Here is a 19,907-nt window from a genome sequence, read left to right on the forward strand (position 1 = left end):
ATTTGTTTCGAATTTTCAATCCTATGCACTCATCTCCGAATGATGCTTCGCATCAGGGCAATTCTGCGCCTTTACAACGCGCTATGAGTACTCGACATCTGGTTATGATTTCGCTTGGCGGCGCAATCGGTACTGGACTTTTCTTAGGTTCGGGTGAAGTCATTGCACAAACGGGGCCTGTAGGTGCCATTATTTCTTATATCCTTGGCGGGATTATCGCCTACATGGTTATGCTGTGTTTAGGTGAGCTTGCCGTTCATATGCCTGAGTCTGGTTCGTTTGGTGCTTATGCCAAAAGATATATTGGACCAGGAACAGGCTATACCATCACTTGGTTATATTGGTTAACTTGGTCGGTTACTTTAGGAACTGAGTTTACAGCCGCCGCCCTCCTCATGCAGGAATGGTTCCCAGATAGTTCCATGTGGATGTGGACTATAGTCTTTGGTGTATTCGTATTTGTTTTAAATATGATTTCCACAAAATGGTTCGCAGAATCTGAATTTTGGCTGGCCTTAGTTAAAGTTATTACTGTTGTTGCATTTATTCTCTTAGGCCTACTCGCAATTTTTGGTGTAATTGGCTATCAAGGTTACGAAACGGCGCCTTTATTTAGCAATTTAACTGCTCAAGGTTGGTTCCCTGAAGGTCTATTCCCAATTTTTGCTACGATGCTTATCGTAAACTTCGCATTCTCTGGAACAGAATTAATTGGGGTTGCTGCTGGTGAAACTAAAGACCCAGCTAAAAATGTTCCTAAAGCGATTAATACAGCGATTTTTCGTCTGTTGATTTTCTTCGTAGGTACAATCATTGTAGTAACGTCACTTCTTCCACATCAAGAAGCTGGCTTAGCTGCTGAAGGTGTGAGTAGCTCTCCATTTGTGACTGTTTTCCAGCATATTGGTATTCCCTATGCAGAAGATATCATCCGTTTTGTAATTATTACCGCTTTATTATCAGCTGCTAACTCTGGTTTGTTTGCTGCGTCACGCATGATGTGGTCTTTATCTTACAAAAAGCAGCTCCCTGCAGTATTTTCTAGAGTGAATGCACGTGGTATCCCCTATGTTGCAGTGATCGTGACAATGATCGGTGGGTTACCAGGCTTATTGTCAGAACAATTCGCACCTGAGACTATTTTTACCAATTTATTAGGTATTGCTGCTTTTACAATGGTCGTTGTGTGGATGAGTATTTGTTTAAGCCAATTTAATTTCAGACGCGATTGGTATAAGCAAGGGCGCAAAAAAGAAGAGCTGGGCTTTGCTGCTCCATTATTTCCAATTGTCCCAATCTTAGGTTTTGTGTTCTGTTTTATCACATGCTTAAGTATGGTATTTGATCCAAGTATGCGTATTAGCTTTTTCGGGTGTTTAGCGTTCATTGCTGTATGCTATGCCAGTTATTACCTGTTTTATCACGATAAATCTTGATTTTGAAATAGCGACTTCGGTCGCTATTTTTTTGCTTAGACAGTTCCTATTTTCCCAATGCTTTTCTAATATTTCTTGGATATTTGATCTAAATTTAGCCTTTAAATTCAATATTGTTTTATTTTCATACGAACACACCATTTTTTTAATTTTTTTGCTGAAATGCGTTTGACACCCCCCTATTTTCACCCTATTATACGCCCACCTCTGAAACGTCCCTATCGTCTAGAGGCCTAGGACATCGCCCTTTCACGGCGGTAACCGGGGTTCGAATCCCCGTAGGGACGCCAATTTTCAGAAGTAGATTTTATTAAGTCCCTATCGTCTAGAGGCCTAGGACATCGCCCTTTCACGGCGGTAACCGGGGTTCGAATCCCCGTAGGGACGCCATTAATTTCAATTGAAATAACATGGTTTAAAATATATTTCTGTACTGTCCCTATCGTCTAGAGGCCTAGGACATCGCCCTTTCACGGCGGTAACCGGGGTTCGAATCCCCGTAGGGACGCCATATTCGAGATGATACATCTCATAAAAAAGCCCAAGCATTTAAGACTTGGGCTTTTTTTTATAACTTAGTCACCCTAAAAATCGAACACAAAATAAACAACATTATCATCTTTGCAGGTTATGGTGGTTTAAACCCTTAATAACGCTTGGAGAAGATGATGTTGGACAACACCGTACTTAATCCCCTAGCATCCCCATCACAATTAAATACAATTAGTCCTAAAACAAATAAAGACTGGGTTGAGTTTTTTTTAGACCCTAAAGTGAATCGTGAATGTAAAACAGAATATGCTGAAACCTATGTTCTTTCACTATTCGATCAACTCAATACGACTCATTTATCGTGGATTGATCAGGTAGACCAAGTTAGGCAACATATACAACACGAACATGATCAAACTTGTTCTAAATTTCAAAGTTATCTAGATCAACGAAAATCAGGCCTTGGGCGTGACTACTTTCCAACCATCTCTCATGCTTTAGAATTTTTATATAAAGTTGCTCCAGTTAAGTATGTAGATGGCTCATGGCTATATTCATCTCTTACGCACCCCTCTCTGTTTGAAAGCAAAGATCTAAGCTATATCTACTTAGAAGAACTTGGGTTGGGAGATGCTAAAGCAAATCATGTTTGCATGTATCAAAGCTTACTACGACATTTCGAGCTTGAACCGTACATTAATTATTTAGATGATATTTATTTTGAACAAGCCGCTGTTCAACTTGCTCTCGCATATATACCACATGATTTATTTCCACTGGTAATTGGATTTAACTTGGGTTATGAACAATTACCACTACACCTGTTAATCACCAATTATGAGTTAGCAGAACTTGGAATTGATCCTCATTATTTTAATGTTCATATTACAATTGATAATGCACACAATGGACATGCTGAAAAATCAATACAGGCATTTATTGATCATTATCATCAAGCTCAAGATAAATCAAAATATCTTGAATTGGTTAAAATGGGTTTCCAAATGAATGATCTTGGCTTGAGCTCAACAAATATCATCCAAGAAATTGATCTGACTCAAAGCGTTTATCAACTTCTGCAAAGAAAAGCAGTTGTCGGTCAACATATCCATAACCAAAAATGTCAATTTAATGGCAGATCAATTAACGAATGGCTCGCTCAACCTGAATTAATATCTGAATTTATTCAAATCTTAATTGATAAACAATGGATTATTAAAAACAGGCCTGTCGAAGAAAGTCGTTTTTGGAAACTTATTCACGATAGTGATGGCAAAATGTTTGGTGTGTTTAATGCAACTGAGAAAATGCTGATCAAAGACTGGATTCAAGGGGAATCATTAACTGTTCGTTTAAAAAGAATGCCTGTAACAGGAGATCAAAACTGGCTATCAAAATACAATAATCAACATGAACTTGAACAGATCAAACATCAATGTCATTCATTAGATGATATAAACGATAAACTCGCATTATTAATTCCATATCTATCACCTTACTATCATCCACGAGCGATCGGATTATGGTCAACCCAAGAAGTCTCTAAGTTACTTTTCCCTTTTCAAACACTTGCGCTTTAGTTTTAACTCGCCGCATAAAATAAGGAGCCATAAAGGCTCCTTATATGTATTGATTTATACTATGCAGATTTTCTTGAATTAACTTTGCCCTGAATGATAGCCTTCACATTTCCTTTTGCATAATTCAGAAAAACTTTTAAAGGTGAAAGTTTTGGATTAGGTTGATTACCCTCACCAATCGCTTTGAATTGTGCCGCATACCAAATAATTTCCATAATTGCCATTTTATCAATAAATGGAATCCCTGTTTTAATTGGTTTTACTGCATATCTAACATCGTGTCCTGCAATCAAACGATCAGTTAAATCCGTTTCTACAGCGAGTGGGCGTGCAATTCCAATAAAGTCACATGCACCACTTTCTAAAGCATCATTCATCCCTTTAACGGTTCTGAATCCACCTGTAACCATCAGTTTGCATTTTACTTCTTGACGTATTTTCTCTGCGAAATCTAAAAAGTAAGCCTCACGTGCAATGGTACTTGCTTTACGCTGTTCAGCTTTAGCACCTGCCATTGCGGGCGCTTCATACGTACCACCTGAAATTTCAATTAAATCGATACCTGCATCATCAATAGCTTTAAATACTTGAATCACTTCTTCTTCAGTAATTCCACCACGTTGAAAATCTGCGGAATTCAATTTCACTGAAACGATAAAATTCTCGGATGTTGCAGCTCGAACAGCTTTATAAATTTCTAATAAGAAACGCATACGATTTTCAATGCTTCCACCCCATTGATCATTACGCTTATTGGTCAGTGGCGATAGAAATTCACTTATTAAATATCCATGAGCACCGTGTAATTGAACACCTTCAAAGCCCGCTTTTTCGCAAATCGCTGCAGAGGTTGCAAACCTTTGGATTAGATCTAGGATTTCCTCATGCTCGAGAGCCCGTGGAGTAGCAAAGGTAGTAGCCAACATAGCACTAAATGGAACAGCAGACGGTGCAACAGTTTCTTTATTTAAGCCTTTAGGACACTGTCTGCCCGGATGAGACAATTGAACAAGCTGGACCATACCATAACGTTTACCTAGGTCAGCCCATGCCTTTAATTTAGGTAAATCTCGCTCATTTTCGACCACGACGACACCAGGCTCATTCTTCGCACGTAGATCAACCATCACATTTCCTGTGATTGAACCCCCTAAACCTCCTCTTGCCCAAGCTTCATACAAGCCTGTGTGCAAATGATTTGGTTCACCAGCAGCATTCGCTAGAGCTTCACTCATTGCGCCTTTAATAATGCGATTTTTGAAAGTTGTATTGCGAATTTGAATCGGCTCAGCAATTTTACTCATCTTGAAGTTCTCAATTTTGTGCTTATCTAAACCTAAAACCAATTAGGCGTGACTTCCCTGAATTTCAGTCTAGAATTGACAATCCTTCTTGTCAAATAACTTTTATAAACTACTTTGTATAAGATGTTGCGTATAAGCATGAATCGGTGCACGGAATAAACGTTCTGTCTCTTGAATTTCTAAAACTTTTGCATCTTTCATCACCATAACTCGATGGCATAACGCTTTCACAATTTTCAGATCATGACTAATAAAGATGTAACTGATCCCTGTTCTCTGCTGTATATCTTGAAGTAATTTCACCAATTTTATTTGTGTATTGCGATCTAATGCAGATGTTGGCTCATCCAGAATGAGTAATTGAGGTTTCAGAATAAGTGCTCTGGCCAGCGATACTCTTTGTCGCTGTCCACCCGACATTTGATGAGGATAACGATCAAGAAATTCTTTTGTGAGATTAACCTCTTCAAGGGCTTGAATCGCGAGATTTAATTTTTCACTCTTTCTCAATTTTTTTAATCTTAACCCTTCAGTTAATAATGACAAAACATCCATTCTTGGATTGAGACTCGAAAAAGGATCTTGAAAAACGATTTGAAAATCTTTTCGATGCGCTCTTAATTGCTTGTCAGACAACCGATTAAGATTGATACAATTTAACTCAATGGTACCTGTTGACTCTATGAGTCGTGCAAGCGCGAGTGCAGCACTGGTTTTTCCAGACCCACTTTCACCTACAATACCAAGCGACTCTCCTTGTTTAAGCTGGAAACTTAAATCTTCCACCGCTATAAATTGAGTTTTAAATACATTCAGAAAATTCAGCTTAGGTGGATAGCGCACTCGAAGATGTTCAGTATTTAAAAGTTCTTTGGGCTGTTCACTGATAGGTGAAATCGAATCAAACTGCTGATTAAGGAGCAGTCGAGTATATTCATGGCGAGGCTGCAGGAATATTTGAGAGACATCACCCTGTTCAACTGTGACACCTTTAGACAAAACCAATACCTGATCAGCATATTGTTGCACCAACCTTAAATCATGACTAACCAAAACTAAGGCCATATTTTTTTGATGCGCTTGGTCTTTAATTAAATTTAAAATTTGTTTCTGTAGTGATACATCAAGGGCTGTTGTTGGTTCATCTGCAATTAAAATTTCAGGTTCCGAAATCAGAGCTGTTGCGATCATCACCCTTTGACGCTGTCCACCAGACAACTGATGTGGATATCGCTTGAGGATGTCTGATGAATTACCCAACCCTACATCACAAAGCACTTCTTCTATTTTTTTTTGAATGTCTTTTCTCTTAAGCCCCTTCGACCATAAAGGTTCTGAAATAATTTTTTCAACTGTATGTAATGGATTAAGTGCCGTCATTGGCTCTTGAAATATCATCGCGATCTTATTGCCACGTATTAAGCGCAACTGATCTTCGTGTTTTAGACGCAGATCTTCATTTTGAAATATGATTTCACCACTTAAGTCTAGAGCGCGATCTTGAAGACCTAGAAGACTTAGACAAGCTAAAGATTTTCCTGAACCACTTTCACCAACAATCGCTACTGTCTCACCCGCATTTAGCTTAAAAGACAAATCAGTTAAGATTTTTTGTTCATTCAACTGAATATTGAGCTTGTTGACTTCAAGTATTGGTTTAGCCTCTTGGATCAAATGCATCTCGAGCTGCCTCTCCGATATAAATAAGAATAGATAACACAACTGCTAGACTAAAAAATCCAGATAAAACCAACCACGGTGCTGATAGATTATTCTTACCCTGTAATAAAATTTCACCAATTGAAGCTGTATCAGGTGGCAAACCATAGCCCAGAAAATCCAAGGCTGTAAGTGCAGTAATATTAGCGGTAAGAATGAAAGGAAGCTGTGAGAGTGACGAACTTATAGCATTGGGTAAAATATGTTTGATAATAATTTGACTATCTGTAGCACCGAGTGATCTCGCAGCTCGCACATAGTCCAAATTTCTGGCTTTCAGAAACTCTGCACGAACAAGACCAACTAACGCAGTCCAACCAAACATCAGCATAATTAAAAACAGCCAATATACGCTTGGTGTAAACATGCTCACTAAGATCATCACAATAAATAACATTGGTAGACCACCCCACACCTCTAACAGCCTTTGACCGATCAGATCCAACCAACCGCCAAAGTAGCCTTGGATAGCACCAATGGTAATTCCTATGAATGCAGATCCAATAGTAAGTGCAATGCCGAACAGCAAAGAGATACGAATACCATATATTAATCTTGCCAAGACATCACGACCTTGATCATCTGTGCCTAACCAATTCACGGAGGTCGGTGGAGATGGTACAACTTCTGCCAATTCATAATTAGGTGTTTGATATGAAAATGGGATGATAGGCCAAATCTGCCATCCATGCTCATTAATCAATTCTTGAACAGCTGGATCTTTATAATCAGCCTCAGTCTCAAAGACACCACCGAATGTTGTTTCAGGATAAGGCTTAAAAATTGGGAAATAAATTTCTTCTTTATAATAAATAAGTATTGGTTTTTCGTTGGCAATAAACTCTGCTCCCAAGGATAAAATAAAGATCGCGATAAATAAAATGAAGCTTAAGAATCCGAGTCGATGTGACTTAAATTTTGAAATTCGTTGATCGAAAAGTGGAGACATTATTATGCTCCTCGACGATCAAAATTGATTCTTGGATCAATCAATTGATATAGAACATCACTGAGTAATCTCAAAATTAGACCGACCAACGTAAAGATAAACAATGTTCCAAAAATCACGGGATAATCACGCTGCTGAATTGCCTCAAATCCGAGCAATCCCAAACCATCAAGATTAAATATAATTTCTACAAATAGATTGCCAACAAAAAAAATTCCGATCAGTGCTTCAGGTAATCCTGCAATAACGATTAACATGGCGTTACGGAAAACATGATTGTATAAAACGCGTTGCTCGGTCAGACCTTTAGCACGAGCTGCCGTCACATATTGTTTATTTAACTCTTCCATAAAAGAGTATTTTGTTAGATATGTGAGGGTCGCAAATCCACCTAATATAATAGTAAGGACAGGCAATGTAAGATGCCAAAAATAATCTTTAACTTTATCAATGAAACTGAGTTCAGCAAAATTCTCAGAGACCAATCCTTGTAATGGGAACCATTGTAAATAGGATCCCCCCGAAAAAATCATAATAAGTAGAATACCAAATACAAAAGTTGGCACTGCATAACCAACCGCCAATATTAAGGAGGTCGTTTGATCAAACAGACCGCCATGTTTATTCGCTTTTCTAATCCCTAGAGGAATGGCGATACTGTAGATCAGTAAGGTACTCCATAATCCAAGGGAGATCGTGACTGGCATTTTTTCCAAAATTAATGTTGCTACTGATTTATTTTTAAAAAAGCTCGTTCCAAAATCGAGTTGAAAATATCCTTTTAGCATTAGAAAAAAGCGCTCATGCACAGGGCGGTCAAATCCATATTGCGCTTTGATCTGCTCGACCATTTCAGGACTGAGTCCTCGTGTACCCTGATAATAACTCTGGACTTCATTGATATGAGATGTCGAACCAGACACAACACCAATGCCTTGAAATTGTTCAGCTCTCTGTATTGCCTGTTCTACAGGTCCACCAGGAGCAATTTGAACGACGGCGAAATTGATCAGCATTATCAAAAATAAGGTGGGAATGATCAGCAAAAGTCGTTTAAGTATATAAAGACCCATAAATTTAACCTTCAACGTGAGCCTTTACTTCGACCAAGATAAGCAGACACTTTGCGAGCTTGCTGTTGATCTACCCACCAATAATCTTCACCAACAGCGAGTTTGGGTTTAATCTGTGGTTGTTTATACATATTCCAATACGCATACCATTCACGATCATTTCCGTAAGTAAGTATCTGATAATATCCTGCACGTAATAAACGATCCAAGATACGTGTATTTAATATTAATTTTTCTCGATCGGGTGCATGAATAATACGTTGTATAATTTCATCTATAACGCTATTTTTCACACCAGAAAAATTATAATTTCCCTCTTCATCTGCAGCATGACTGCTCCAAAATTGCGCTTGCTCATTCCCAGGATTTAGTGATTGAGGCATCACCATCGTGGTTAAATCAAAATCATATTGACGCATCCGCTGTAAATATTGAGGCATATCGACTTGCCGAATCGAAACTTGAATACCCAATTTTTTTAAATTTCGAATATAAGGCATGAGCGTCCGTTGTAAGCCCTCTTGATGAAGAAGCAATTCTAATTGAATTGGTTTTCCATCACGCGCATGCAAACTACCATTTTTAAATGAATACCCCTGCTCAATTAAAATTTTCCGAGCAGTGAGTAAGCCTTTACGATTGTAACCTGTACCATCAGTGACGGGATATTTCCACGCTTTTAATACCCCTTCTCGTTGTAAAGGATGTAACCGAGATAAATAAGGTTTTAATATTGTTAATTCTTTTGGACTTGGTACTGACTTTGCTTCGAGCTCACTAAACTGAAAATGACTTTGTAAACGTTGATATTGTTGATAAAACAATGCTTTATTTTGCCATTCAAAGTCATAAGCATAGGTCATTGCTTGTCTAAAATAGATATCGTTTAGCGGTTTTTTTCGTGTGTTAAAAACGATACTTTGTGTCGGAGCAGGGTTTTGTAAAGCTACACTATATTTTTTAACCAATCCTGAGTTAAATGCTGGAAAGTTGTATTCCGTCTTCCATTTACGAGCAAATTTCTCTTGGTGAAATGTATATTGTCCAGCTTTAAATCCTTCAAATGCAATGTCCGAACTACGGTAATAAACATATTTAATTTGATCAAAATTATAACGACCGCGATTTACAAGTAAATCCTTAGCCCAATAATGGGGATTACGGTGATAGGTAATACTACGACCAGCATCAAGATTTTTAATTGTATATGGCCCTGATCCTAAAATGGGTTTGAGTGTTGCTCGACTAAAATCTTTAGATTGCCAATCTTTTTTAGAAAAAATTGGCATCTGTGAAAGTATTGCTGGCATTTCAGTATTTCTTTCTGATTTAAATACCATTTTTACGGCATGTTTAGACAGAACCTGAATTTTATCTAAATCAGACAAATACATCTGTAAACCGGGATTGGTTTTAGTTAAATACATTTCAAACGTGAATTTAACATCCTCAGCCAGTACAGGAGATCCATCACTAAATCGAGCACGTGGATTTAAATGAAAAATCACAAATTGTGTTCGGGTTGGATCAAACTGAATTTTCTCAGCCAAAAGTGGATAAAACACATTTGGTTCATCTAATGACTTGGAAAATAGCGTATCGAACAAGTAATTTGTACCTTCAACCCAACTTCCTTGCCCATTCATACCGTTTAGATTATCAAATGTCCCATCAGCCGCTTTCACCAACTTTCCACCCTTTGGTGCGTCTGGGTTGGCATATGGCATCGCATCTAAATTCAGATATTTCGGTTTTGACTGTAAAGCAATATAAGGCGTCGTTTGAAGATTTGCCCATGCACTGATATGAATGGGCAAGAAGAGGAAAATAAACTTTGCTTTTGACAAAGTTGATGAAATGCACATCTCGATATGAAATTCCTGATTGCTTAAGCAGACTTAAGAATGTGGAACTTTAATCGTAGCACCAATCTGTAAAGGTGTGTTTGGTTTCAAACCATTCATTTCTGCAAGCTGATCAATGTCTATACCAAATCGATTCGCAATTCTGTACAGGGAATCACCACTACGGACTTTATAATCTGTGACCACTTTAGGAACTTGAATAATTTGGCCTCTTTGCAATCCAGCACGTAGGTTTAACTTATTGAGATCTGCAAGTTCTTTTGCAGTCATGTCAAATCGTGTAGCAATAACATGAAGAGACTCGCCTGATTTGACAGCATAATCCTCTGTATCACGCGATTTTGATTGACGGACTGGTGTTTTTTCTGTACTTGCAGCCGTCTTTTCAACATCGCCACTTACTTTTAATTTTTGACCAATTTGAAGGACTGATCTCGCATTTAGATCATTCTGCGTAAGTAATGATTGAAGCGGCATATCATATTGTCGCGCAATACTTGCTAAGGTCTCTCCACTCTTCACAGTGTGAAACTCCACTTTCTCAGCAACCGAATTATTTCGTGTCGAACTCTGCTTAGTGGAAGCTTTATTTTCATCTTCTTTCAAATTCAGCTTTTGCCCAACTTGTAAACCAGCATTCGTTCGCAAGCCATTCATTTCTGCTAACCGTGCAACAGAAAGATTATATTTGCTTGCAATGGCATTCAGGCTATCGCCTGATTGAACAACATATTGCTCTGGTACTTTAGATCCCGCTGGTACTTTAATGGTTTGACCAACCATCAATCCTTTTTCAATATCCAAATTATTCAGTGTCGCCAACTCAACAACGGTTAACTTATGCGCATTTGCAATGTTGTACAACGTATCTCCTCGTTGTACGCGGTAAGTTTCAGTCTGAATTTCAGGTACAGTTTTAGCATTACTCGCGCGAGTTGTTGATGAAGCTGTAGCAGATTGCACTTCTTCTAAAGGAACATTAATTTTTTGACCCGCGTACAGGCTACTATCAGCTTTCAGTCCTGAGCTTAATGACGCTAACTCTTGAGTCGAAAGTCCATATCGATCAGCGATTAACTTTAAGTATTCGCCACGTTTGACCGTATAAGATTTCGTTTGAACCTTAGTTAGCGCTTGTTCAGTTTTGCTTGATTTAGATGCTTGAGACTGGGTTAAATTTAATTTCTGCCCAACCAGTAAATTACTATTGATAGTTAGACCATTCAATTCAGCCAGTTGTTGGACACTTAAATCAAACTGGTTTGCAACACTAGTCAGACTATCATTTGCTTTTACAATATAACTTGCTGGCTTTATATCCGTTTTCTGGGCAGATGCTACTGGTTTAGCATCGTACAGATATAGGGTCGCACCTACATATAAGGTTGCATTTGGATCTACTTGGTTCCATTTTGCAATATCTCTCCAACTTACGCCGTTTTTCATTGCAATAATTGCCAGCGTGTCACCAGGGAGTACCGTATACGTACTACGTTTACCCTTAGGTGGTTCTACAACCACTTCACTTTCAGTTTTCTTAAATGCCTTACCTTGATTAAGCTGGGCTTCCTCAGAAGTAGGCAATGTACTTTCTGCTACAGATTTAGGATAAGCAAAGCCAACTTTAACTTCTGAACCTTGTCCTGCTGCCACAGACTGACTTGTCTGAATCGCAGTTAATTTAATCTTGCCATCTAAAGGATCGACGATCTCAGTACCTTGAGGTGCAATGGCACTAATCTCTCTAACGACTTCCGCTTTTTCTGCTTCAGTGGCCTGTGGCTCAATGACCGAGGCAATAATTTGATCAGAACTCGTAGTTGTTGTGGTTTTTTCAGATGCAATTGAAGCTAAGATTCTGGCTTTTTCTTCAGCAGTGATTTCGGGTTCGACACGTACAGGTTTAACATTTTGCGCCGGTGTAACAGCAACAGGTATACGAGGTGCGCTTGGCACCACTGCCGAAGCAGCAAAAGCTGCCAATGCATCAGAACCAGAAGGAGTCCTACCCTTCGAAGTTGAAATTGTTGTAGAAACTGAAGCTGTTTGAGTATTATTAACTGGCTTCACTGTTTGAGTTGCCAATACGGAAGCATTTGAAGCTTTTGGTGTATTTACTGTCGTTGTAATTGTGGTTGCTGGCGTAGATGTAGAAACAGGGCTTGAAGCGCTCGCCCATAGACCTGTACTGCTTGGTTTGAGTGCTTTCAGTTTACGATCAATATTTGGATTTAAATCTGCTGGAATTAAAATTCGCTGTGGACTTTGAGGATCAATGATATCACCACGATGCCCTGGATTCAGTTGATAAAGTTCTGCACGACTTAAGCCTGTCAGAGAAGCAATTTCGTTTAAACTCGCACCTGCTGGAACTGGAACTTCTCTAAAGTGAGGACGATTCGCAATTGGTGGTAATCTGACGCCATACTTTTCAGGGGATTTGATAATCTGTGCAACCGCAAGGAAACGTGGAACATAGTTCATTGTCTCTTGAGGCAAACGTAATGACCAATAATCTGTAGGCAAGCCAGCAGCCTTATTACGGTTAATCGCTTGTTGAATACGTCCAGGACCAGCGTTATAAGCCGCTAAAGCTAATTCCCATGAACCGAATTGGTTATATAAACTTCCTAAAAACTCGTAGGCTGCACGTGTAGACTCAACTACATCACGACGTCCATCATACAAATTGGTCTGTCTTAATCCATAAATACGACCTGTACTTGGGATGAATTGCCACATCCCTGCAGCTGCCGCTGAACTCGTTGCAGCTGGATCATAGGAACTCTCAATGACGGGAAGTAAAGCAAGTTCAGTAGGTAATCCACGGCGCTCTGCTTCCTTTACAGTATGATAAAGATAACGAGAAGCTCGAGCGGATAAACGATCCAGATAAGGCTGACGCGTAATAAACCAACTTCTTTGAGCATCAATCCGTGGATCCCACTTTGTTTCATCCATTTTAAAACCAACGGTCATACGTTTCCAAACATCGCCGTGTTTTAAAATAAGTAAACGATCACCTTCAACTGCACGCATATCAGTTGCAGATAAAAGATCTTCAAGTGAATCTAAGCTACTGGCATCTAACATGCCGAGTTGATTCGACTTTTGCGTCTTTGCAGAAGTGGGACTCGCTGTACAGCCAGTCATTACGCCTAATCCGGTTACTGCGGAAGTAATTACTGAAATTTTAAATAAAAAAGTTGCAGATGGCTGCCACACTGCGGTGGTTGTTTTAGACATACAAATTCCGAAAGACGCATAGTAAATTTATTGTATATAAGCCATTTTAGAGGAGCTCGTTGTTCAGGCAAGTCTCTTCTTGATGAGTAATTGCTTATAAATGTTACAAGACATTAAAAAATATCCAGTTATCGCACTGATGTTTCGCATTTACGTATACAATAAAATTTCCGAACTTGATGTTCAACACTTTATTCGATTGATTGGTTCAAACTATGTCTGAAATAACACTTTATGTTGATGGCGCATGTCGTGGTAATCCTGGGCTAGGTGGCTGGGGTGCTTACATCATCACTAAGGATACAGAACATAAAATATGTGGTGGTGAACCAGACACGACCAATAATCGTATGGAGTTAACCGCTGCAATCGAAGGAATCAAATTTTGTCCTGTTGATGCAAAGCTTATCATTTGGACAGACTCAAACTATGTAAAACGCGGTATTACTGAATGGATCAGTGGTTGGAAAAAGAAAAATTGGAAAGACGTAAAAAATCCTGATTTATGGCAAACTTTGGATCAAGTTTGTCAAGGTCGAGACATTGAATGGAACTGGATTAAAGGTCATGCAGGACATCCAGGCAATGAAATGGCAGATCAGTTAGCTAATCAAGGCGCTGACCAAACGGCTGAACAATTTAAAAATTCCCTGCAAGCGAATGATAAAAAAAAACAGTCTGAAGATTGGTTGCTCAATGATCCGTTTGGTTTAGATCTCAATGATCAAGATGAAGAAGTTGAAATTGATTTAGCAGAAAATGATGATCAAGCTGAATACAGCACGGACGAAGTCACCTCAAACTCCTCAGATATTATTAAGGATATTATTAAGACAGTTGATGCACAGGACTTAAATTCTGAATCTGTAGATCAAAGCGTTCCTCAGTTAGCTGAAAAATCGCATCCACATATTGTGGTCACACCTGCTCGTTTAAATTTACAGGGACCACGCCAACTGATTTTAGATACGGAAACTACAGGTTTTTATTATCAAGATACAGACCGTATTATCGAGGTAGGTGCGATTGAAATGATCAATCGTAAACTGACAGGAAGTTCAATTCACATTTATATCAATCCCAAAAAACCAGTCGGTGAATCTGAAGCAATTCACGGTATTTCTGATGATTTTTTGAAAGATAAACCTATATTTGAAGAAATCGCTGCTGAACTGTACGAGTACTTAAAAGGTGCAGAAATTATCGCACACAACGCAACTTTCGATATGAACTTCTTAGATATGGAGTTCAAACGTGCTGGCTTTGGTACGCTTTCAGAAGTCTGCGCAGTGACCGATACACTTGCAATGGCAAAAGCGAAACATCCAGGTCAAAAGAACTCATTGGATGCATTAGTGAAACGCTACGAAGTTCCACAGCGTGATCGTACCTTCCACGGCGCCTTACTGGATGCAGAAATTCTGTCAGATGTTTATTTAGCCATGACAGGTGGTCAAGTTTCATTTGATATCGATGCACTCTCAGCGCATGATCATCATTCTGAAACTGGACAAAATCAGTACCAAAAAATTGAGGTAGATTTACCAATCATTTATGCTTCTGATGAGGAATTAGCAGCACACCAAAAATGGATCGAAGATTACCAAGAAAAAAATAGTGAGCCGTGTTTATTTGCTAAATAATCTACCATCTGCTTGATTCATTTTGTAAAGTACGATCAGTTCGGCTATATTCATTTAGAGCAAAAACTCCCCTTATCTGGGCTCTGAGCAAAATTAACGGCCAACATAGGTTTCGATCGATGTCTTATCAAAGTTCAATTTATTTTGACCCTACAGCATTACTTATTGTTAAAAAAGAAATTGATCAAATCATCGATCAGGTCGAAAATACAGTATCAGAGCTTATCGAGGATCAAACACTTCCTTTTGGGATAGATGACGCATTCATTCGACTTGAGCAATCCAATCAAGTTTTTGCCATGATCGAGCTTCCTCATCTCGCACAACTTGCACACTACTGTGCGCAAGTCATGTCAAAGATGATGCAAAATCCAACTGCAAAAAACCTGAAATACGCTGCCGCATTAAGTGATGGCACAACAATGCTAAAACGATATATCGAATTTATTTGCTTACGTGAAGTCGATGTCCCCCAATTTCTCTTAGATACACTTAACCATCTAGAGCGAGTATTGAACATCCCTTGTACAGCATTGGGTAATGGAATTCAGACCGCTCAGAAACAATTAACTTTAACACCGCAAGCATCATCGAATCAGATTAATTCATCTGATTATTGGAATACACTATATAAAGATTGTTTAATAAAAATAGTGACGCAAAATGAAACTGAAGACGATTTTGATCGTTTTAAACTCATTGTAGATCATATAGCACTGCTCTCTCTTGAAACACCGAGTCAACAATATTGGCTTCTGATGCAAATCGCATTTAATCAACTTGACCAACTCATTCTCAGTGATGCACGCCTAAAATGGTTGGCTAAAGTTGGCAGTCAGATCCGAGAGTTTTTAAATGCACCCCAGCATTTTCAGGTCGATGAAAATGACTTTGCTAATGCTTTAGCGATTTGTATTAGCCAAGAAAACTACGATTCACAAATGCTTCGTGAGTATTTTCAAATCTCGGACAACATTTTGACTGATGTTCAACTACAAATTTTTAGTCGCCATCTGTTTGGACCTGATCAAAGAACAATCGATGCCGTTGCTCACTTGATTACAGAAGAATTGAATCAATTAAGGTTAGATATTGAAAGTCACTATCAAAGTTTTACTGACGATCAAATTTTAGATATTCGCTTAAAGCTCTATCGTATGGCAAATATCTTTTTAGTGATGAATCTTAATGAAGCTTATGCAGAAATGAAACTGCAAGCAGAGCATTTTCATCGAACCTATATTCAACAAAATGCCGATTTTGCTCAACGATTAATGAACAGCATGCTGTCGGCTATGAACTCTATCGGGATTTTGAAGCGAAATTTTGCACCAACTCGCATTCAACTTGATGTGAATAATATGAATATATCACTGGATCGGTTAGATGATGCGCATGAAACGCTGCAAAAAGAAGCTCGAATTCTCTTGCAAGAACTAGGCGATAAACTTTTTCAAAACAATGATGCTCAAGACACAAATGATTTATTAAACATCACAACCAATTTAAGACAATTAAGCGGTGCTGCTCTATTTCTTGATGCTCAAATATTAAGTAATGCGCTAAAAAATAGTGCTGAGGCGGTTGAACACTATTACGATATTCAGAAATCACTCACCCACCAACAACTTCAGCACATTCTAGATGTGCTTGCCAGTCTAGAACTTCATCTTGATGGCTTGAAGTATGATTATCCTATTCATAAATCAGTATCTGAGACTGCACTCATCAGCAGTCAAAAAATTAAAGCGGTTGCCTAATGTCTGAACTCTCTGTTGCTTATATTTTTAAACAACATCAACTTCTCGTCGATGAAAACTTCCAATTACCACGTGTTGAACGTTTAGAGAGTGATCTGATTTTCAAATCTGGTGATCAGGTAATTGCACGAGATCTACATATTGAAGAAGCGATTCCTGAAGGTTATCAACTTGTGCCAATCCGACAGTTGATCACTCAATGGTCTAAGCAACAATTTGAACAAGCGAGCCGAGCAGTTCAATTATTAGAATGGCGTCGTAATCATAAATTTTGCAGTCATTGCGGTACAGAAACGGATGTACACCGTTCAGAATATGCCATGATCTGCCCAGCATGTAATTATCACCAATACCCTCGTGTTCAACCTTGTATTATCACCGTAATCACACGAGGTGACAATGAAATTTTGCTCGCGAAAAATGCAAAAAATAAATCCAATATGTATGGATTAATTGCAGGTTTTGTCGAAGTTGGTGAAACTTTAGAAGAGGCTGTGCAACGCGAAACCATGGAAGAAATTGGTCTAAACGTTAAAAATATTCAATATCTTGCCAGCCAACCTTGGCCATTCCCAAGTAATTTAATGATTGCTTTTCGGGCCGAGTATGATTCAGGTGACATTGTACTTCAAGAAGATGAAATTAGTGATGCCCAATTCTTTAAATTTGATGATTTACCAGAAATTCCATTTGCAGGAAGTATTGCGCATGCCATGATTCAACATGTCATTCACAATACTCCTTTCAAATCAGAATAAATCAAATCTGAATCGTTATAGATTTATTTGAAGGACTCTTCTAAAACTTTCAGGATGAGAGATCGAGTTTTGAAGAGTCGACCAAATAATGTTGCAGTTGTTGCCATGATTGATACATGTCCAGTACCAGGCACCCGAATGAGCTGGCTATGATTCTCTACAGCTAACAGTGCTTGATGCATCTCTTCAGAATTATGATCTTTTACCAACGTATCTTGATCTGCTAGAAAAATATAGTGCTGAATATTATTTTTCTCTACAAAATAGTATGGCATCACCGCTTTGAAATTTACTGCTTTATCGAATGCATGTTCAGATAAATGATCACCTAGATAGTTAAAGTGATAAGGTCCAGCCAAACCAATCAACGCCTTAATTCGATCTCGTCCTTCAAAGTCAATGAATGAAGGATGGTAAATCAGTGACATCACATTAAAAGCACCAGCAGAATGTCCGATAAGCGCTATTTGATCTGCACAAATACCATATTTATCAGCACCTTTGATTAAATATTGAATTGAATCTGCAAGGTCAGTTACGTAACGAGGAAAAATATGTTCTGGCGCCAGATGATAGTTTATTACGGCGAGGTTATATCCAGCACGAGTCAAACTTTCTCCAAGAAACTTGTAATCGTCTTTGCTTCCTCTACTCCATGCACCACCATGCACGAATATAATTAAAGGTTTATTCGCTGGCACTTGGCAAACATAAAGATCCAGTCGTTGCCGAGATTTAAGACCATAAGCAATATTTCTTTTTACAGAATAGCCTTTATTTGAGGTCAATTGATTTAATGCCAAACCACCCAAATTATATGGGCGAAAAGCATTCAGTTTTTGATTCAATTCGGTCAGTTTTAACTGAACTGATTTCGGAAAAAATTGCGCAATCTTATTCGACATTATTGGTAACTAACACCAGCATCAGGATCAATTGCAACGGGTGTTTCAACATAAGGTTGAGTACTCACCGCTGAAGGGTTCATAAGTGATGATGATTGAACACCTGCGCCTACTTGAGCAGATTCCACGTTATCAATCAAAGTAACAATTTTCGTGACATTCCCTACTCGTTGTAAAACTTCAATGAGATCTTGCTCTTCAGCTGTATTTAAGCGTCCCATCACATATAACACGCCATCTTCAGTATGAACCAAGACTTTACTGTCTGAAACAACTGGCGCACGCATAATTAAGCCACGTGTATTCGCTGTCGCAGTCGCATCTTGCATGATGGTAGAGTAACCAATTTGAGGACCAACTGTGATGTAATTATGAATAGATTTCACATCACTCATCGCTCGAACGTTATCTTCTGCTAACTGTTTCAAATGCGCATCAGGCACTTGACCTGTTAACAAGACATTACTGTGAAAGCTATTCACATTGACTCGAGATTGTTTAAAACGAGCATCCAATTTGTATAAATTGATCTTTGCTGTACGTTCAATTGAAGAGTCAATAAATACCTGACCTAAAGAACGAGCTCCACTCACCACCCCAACTGGTTCTGCGCCAGTTCCACCTGAAATAAAACTTGCACAGCCTGAAAGACTAGCAACACACGCCATCGAAATTACAATACGCTTCAACACTCAATCCGTCTCCTCGTGAAACTTGAATTTTTTCTATTGTTGGAAATGGCTTAGCTCATTCGGTTCATAGATTAATCAAGTCTGCATTTATTGTAAATGCATTTTCAATCCACTCGAGATCATAATCCATATCAGAAATTTCATGCTGTAACGGTTTTGCAATTTTTTTATGAAAATCAAAACAAAACACATCAAAACGATAATAAAACTCTGTATAGCTTGGAAATTTTTGAAGAAATGACATTGCTGTTTTCGCAATTTTAATTTGCTTGCTCGATGATATTGATTCTAGGGCTGAAGCATAGGTTGTTTTTGATCTGGCTTTGACCTCAACAAATATAAGCTCAAGATCACGTTGAGCAATCAGATCTATCTCACCATAAAGAGAATGAAAATTTCGAGCCAGCACAATATAACCCTGTGAGATCAAGATTTTTTCAGTTTGGTCTTCAGCCCATATACCTAATTGTTGAGAACTCATCCAT

At 38.5% G+C, this 19,907-nt stretch carries 14 protein-coding genes and 3 tRNA genes; 8 read left to right on the top strand and 9 right to left on the bottom strand.

Features of this window, described 5'->3' with window-relative positions:
* Positions 1 to 23: 23 nt before the first annotated feature.
* The 5 genes from AC1M84_RS02430 (at position 24) to AC1M84_RS02450 (ending at position 3,508) form a co-directional block, all read left to right on the top strand.
* Entirely contained in the window at positions 24 to 1,436 is a 1,413-nt protein-coding gene (locus AC1M84_RS02430) for an amino acid permease (RefSeq protein WP_035266846.1), read from the top strand.
* Between the two features lie 214 nt (positions 1,437 to 1,650).
* A tRNA-Glu gene (locus tag AC1M84_RS02435) sits at positions 1,651 to 1,726 on the top strand.
* Positions 1,727 to 1,750: 24 nt separating this feature from the next.
* Positions 1,751 to 1,826 (top strand) — tRNA-Glu (locus AC1M84_RS02440).
* A gap of 45 nt (positions 1,827 to 1,871) precedes the next feature.
* Positions 1,872 to 1,947, top strand: a tRNA-Glu gene (locus tag AC1M84_RS02445).
* A 157-nt stretch (positions 1,948 to 2,104) separates the two neighbouring features.
* Complete coding sequence (locus AC1M84_RS02450) at positions 2,105 to 3,508, top strand: iron-containing redox enzyme family protein (RefSeq protein ID WP_481594358.1); 1,404 nt, start codon at positions 2,105 to 2,107, stop codon at positions 3,506 to 3,508.
* Between the two features lie 59 nt (positions 3,509 to 3,567).
* On the opposite strand, the gene AC1M84_RS02455 is transcribed toward AC1M84_RS02450, so the two are convergent.
* From AC1M84_RS02455 to AC1M84_RS02480, 6 genes are all read right to left on the bottom strand, one after another.
* The gene (locus AC1M84_RS02455; RefSeq protein ID WP_481594359.1) at positions 3,568 to 4,812 is read right to left on the bottom strand and encodes an NADH:flavin oxidoreductase/NADH oxidase family protein; all 1,245 of its coding nucleotides are present in this window, start codon (positions 4,810 to 4,812) and stop codon (positions 3,568 to 3,570) included.
* Between the two features lie 102 nt (positions 4,813 to 4,914).
* Positions 4,915 to 6,492 (bottom strand): dipeptide ABC transporter ATP-binding protein, encoded by a 1,578-nt coding sequence (locus tag AC1M84_RS02460; RefSeq protein WP_481594360.1) that lies wholly within the window; start codon positions 6,490 to 6,492, stop codon positions 4,915 to 4,917.
* On the bottom strand, positions 6,470 to 7,480 hold the full coding sequence (locus tag AC1M84_RS02465; protein ID WP_481593050.1) for an ABC transporter permease: 1,011 nt from the start codon (positions 7,478 to 7,480) through the stop codon (positions 6,470 to 6,472). Before AC1M84_RS02465 ends, AC1M84_RS02460 begins: the two co-directional genes overlap by 23 nt.
* 2 nt (positions 7,481 to 7,482) lie before the next feature.
* The gene (locus tag AC1M84_RS02470; RefSeq protein ID WP_481588947.1) at positions 7,483 to 8,553 is read right to left on the bottom strand and encodes a microcin C ABC transporter permease YejB; all 1,071 of its coding nucleotides are present in this window, start codon (positions 8,551 to 8,553) and stop codon (positions 7,483 to 7,485) included.
* Positions 8,554 to 8,564: 11 nt separating this feature from the next.
* Positions 8,565 to 10,412: an extracellular solute-binding protein gene (locus tag AC1M84_RS02475; RefSeq protein ID WP_481594461.1), complete on the bottom strand. Its 1,848-nt coding sequence runs from the start codon at positions 10,410 to 10,412 to the stop codon at positions 8,565 to 8,567.
* A 39-nt stretch (positions 10,413 to 10,451) separates the two neighbouring features.
* Positions 10,452 to 13,664: a LysM peptidoglycan-binding domain-containing protein gene (locus AC1M84_RS02480; RefSeq protein WP_481594361.1), complete on the bottom strand. Its 3,213-nt coding sequence runs from the start codon at positions 13,662 to 13,664 to the stop codon at positions 10,452 to 10,454.
* Between the two features lie 215 nt (positions 13,665 to 13,879).
* Between AC1M84_RS02480 and dnaQ the strand changes: the two genes are divergently transcribed.
* The 3 genes from dnaQ to nudC all read left to right on the top strand — a co-directional run bounded on the left by dnaQ (position 13,880) and on the right by nudC (position 17,825).
* Positions 13,880 to 15,307, top strand: coding sequence for a DNA polymerase III subunit epsilon (gene dnaQ / locus AC1M84_RS02485; protein ID WP_481594362.1), 1,428 nt, complete (start codon positions 13,880 to 13,882; stop codon positions 15,305 to 15,307).
* Between the two features lie 119 nt (positions 15,308 to 15,426).
* Positions 15,427 to 17,067: a chemotaxis protein gene (locus AC1M84_RS02490; RefSeq protein ID WP_481594363.1), complete on the top strand. Its 1,641-nt coding sequence runs from the start codon at positions 15,427 to 15,429 to the stop codon at positions 17,065 to 17,067.
* Positions 17,067 to 17,825: an NAD(+) diphosphatase gene (gene nudC / locus AC1M84_RS02495; RefSeq protein ID WP_481594364.1), complete on the top strand. Its 759-nt coding sequence runs from the start codon at positions 17,067 to 17,069 to the stop codon at positions 17,823 to 17,825. Before AC1M84_RS02490 ends, nudC begins: the two co-directional genes overlap by 1 nt.
* A gap of 23 nt (positions 17,826 to 17,848) precedes the next feature.
* Here nudC and AC1M84_RS02500 read toward each other — a convergent pair whose 3' ends face one another.
* The 3 genes from AC1M84_RS02500 to AC1M84_RS02510 all read right to left on the bottom strand — a co-directional run bounded on the left by AC1M84_RS02500 (position 17,849) and on the right by AC1M84_RS02510 (position 19,903).
* Positions 17,849 to 18,730 (bottom strand): alpha/beta hydrolase, encoded by an 882-nt coding sequence (locus tag AC1M84_RS02500; protein ID WP_481594365.1) that lies wholly within the window; start codon positions 18,728 to 18,730, stop codon positions 17,849 to 17,851.
* Positions 18,730 to 19,422 carry a BON domain-containing protein gene (locus AC1M84_RS02505; protein ID WP_035266827.1) on the bottom strand — a complete coding sequence of 231 codons (693 nt, stop codon included), beginning with the start codon at positions 19,420 to 19,422 and terminating at the stop codon, positions 18,730 to 18,732. Before AC1M84_RS02505 ends, AC1M84_RS02500 begins: the two co-directional genes overlap by 1 nt.
* A 64-nt stretch (positions 19,423 to 19,486) precedes the next feature.
* Positions 19,487 to 19,903 (bottom strand): YraN family protein, encoded by a 417-nt coding sequence (locus AC1M84_RS02510; protein WP_180027924.1) that lies wholly within the window; start codon positions 19,901 to 19,903, stop codon positions 19,487 to 19,489.
* Positions 19,904 to 19,907 lie beyond the last annotated feature (4 nt).

Source organism: Acinetobacter sp. 24-47-66, assembly GCF_056779755.1.

Bases quoted from the DNA above. Each gene is read 5' to 3' on its own strand.
- AC1M84_RS02450 (WP_481594358.1), top strand. From the start codon at position 2,105: ATGTTGGACAACACCGTACTTAATCCCCTAGCATCCCCATCACAATTA.
- AC1M84_RS02455 (WP_481594359.1), bottom strand. From the start codon at position 4,812: ATGAGTAAAATTGCTGAGCCGATTCAAATTCGCAATACAACTTTCAAA.
- AC1M84_RS02465 (WP_481593050.1), bottom strand. From the start codon at position 7,480: ATGTCTCCACTTTTCGATCAACGAATTTCAAAATTTAAGTCACATCGA.
- nudC (WP_481594364.1), top strand. From the start codon at position 17,067: ATGTCTGAACTCTCTGTTGCTTATATTTTTAAACAACATCAACTTCTC.
- AC1M84_RS02490 (WP_481594363.1), top strand. From the start codon at position 15,427: ATGTCTTATCAAAGTTCAATTTATTTTGACCCTACAGCATTACTTATT.
- dnaQ (WP_481594362.1), top strand. From the start codon at position 13,880: ATGTCTGAAATAACACTTTATGTTGATGGCGCATGTCGTGGTAATCCT.
- AC1M84_RS02470 (WP_481588947.1), bottom strand. From the start codon at position 8,553: ATGGGTCTTTATATACTTAAACGACTTTTGCTGATCATTCCCACCTTA.
- AC1M84_RS02460 (WP_481594360.1), bottom strand. From the start codon at position 6,492: ATGCATTTGATCCAAGAGGCTAAACCAATACTTGAAGTCAACAAGCTC.
- AC1M84_RS02430 (WP_035266846.1), top strand. From the start codon at position 24: ATGCACTCATCTCCGAATGATGCTTCGCATCAGGGCAATTCTGCGCCT.
- AC1M84_RS02500 (WP_481594365.1), bottom strand. From the start codon at position 18,730: ATGTCGAATAAGATTGCGCAATTTTTTCCGAAATCAGTTCAGTTAAAA.
- AC1M84_RS02510 (WP_180027924.1), bottom strand. From the start codon at position 19,903: ATGAGTTCTCAACAATTAGGTATATGGGCTGAAGACCAAACTGAAAAA.
- AC1M84_RS02480 (WP_481594361.1), bottom strand. From the start codon at position 13,664: ATGTCTAAAACAACCACCGCAGTGTGGCAGCCATCTGCAACTTTTTTA.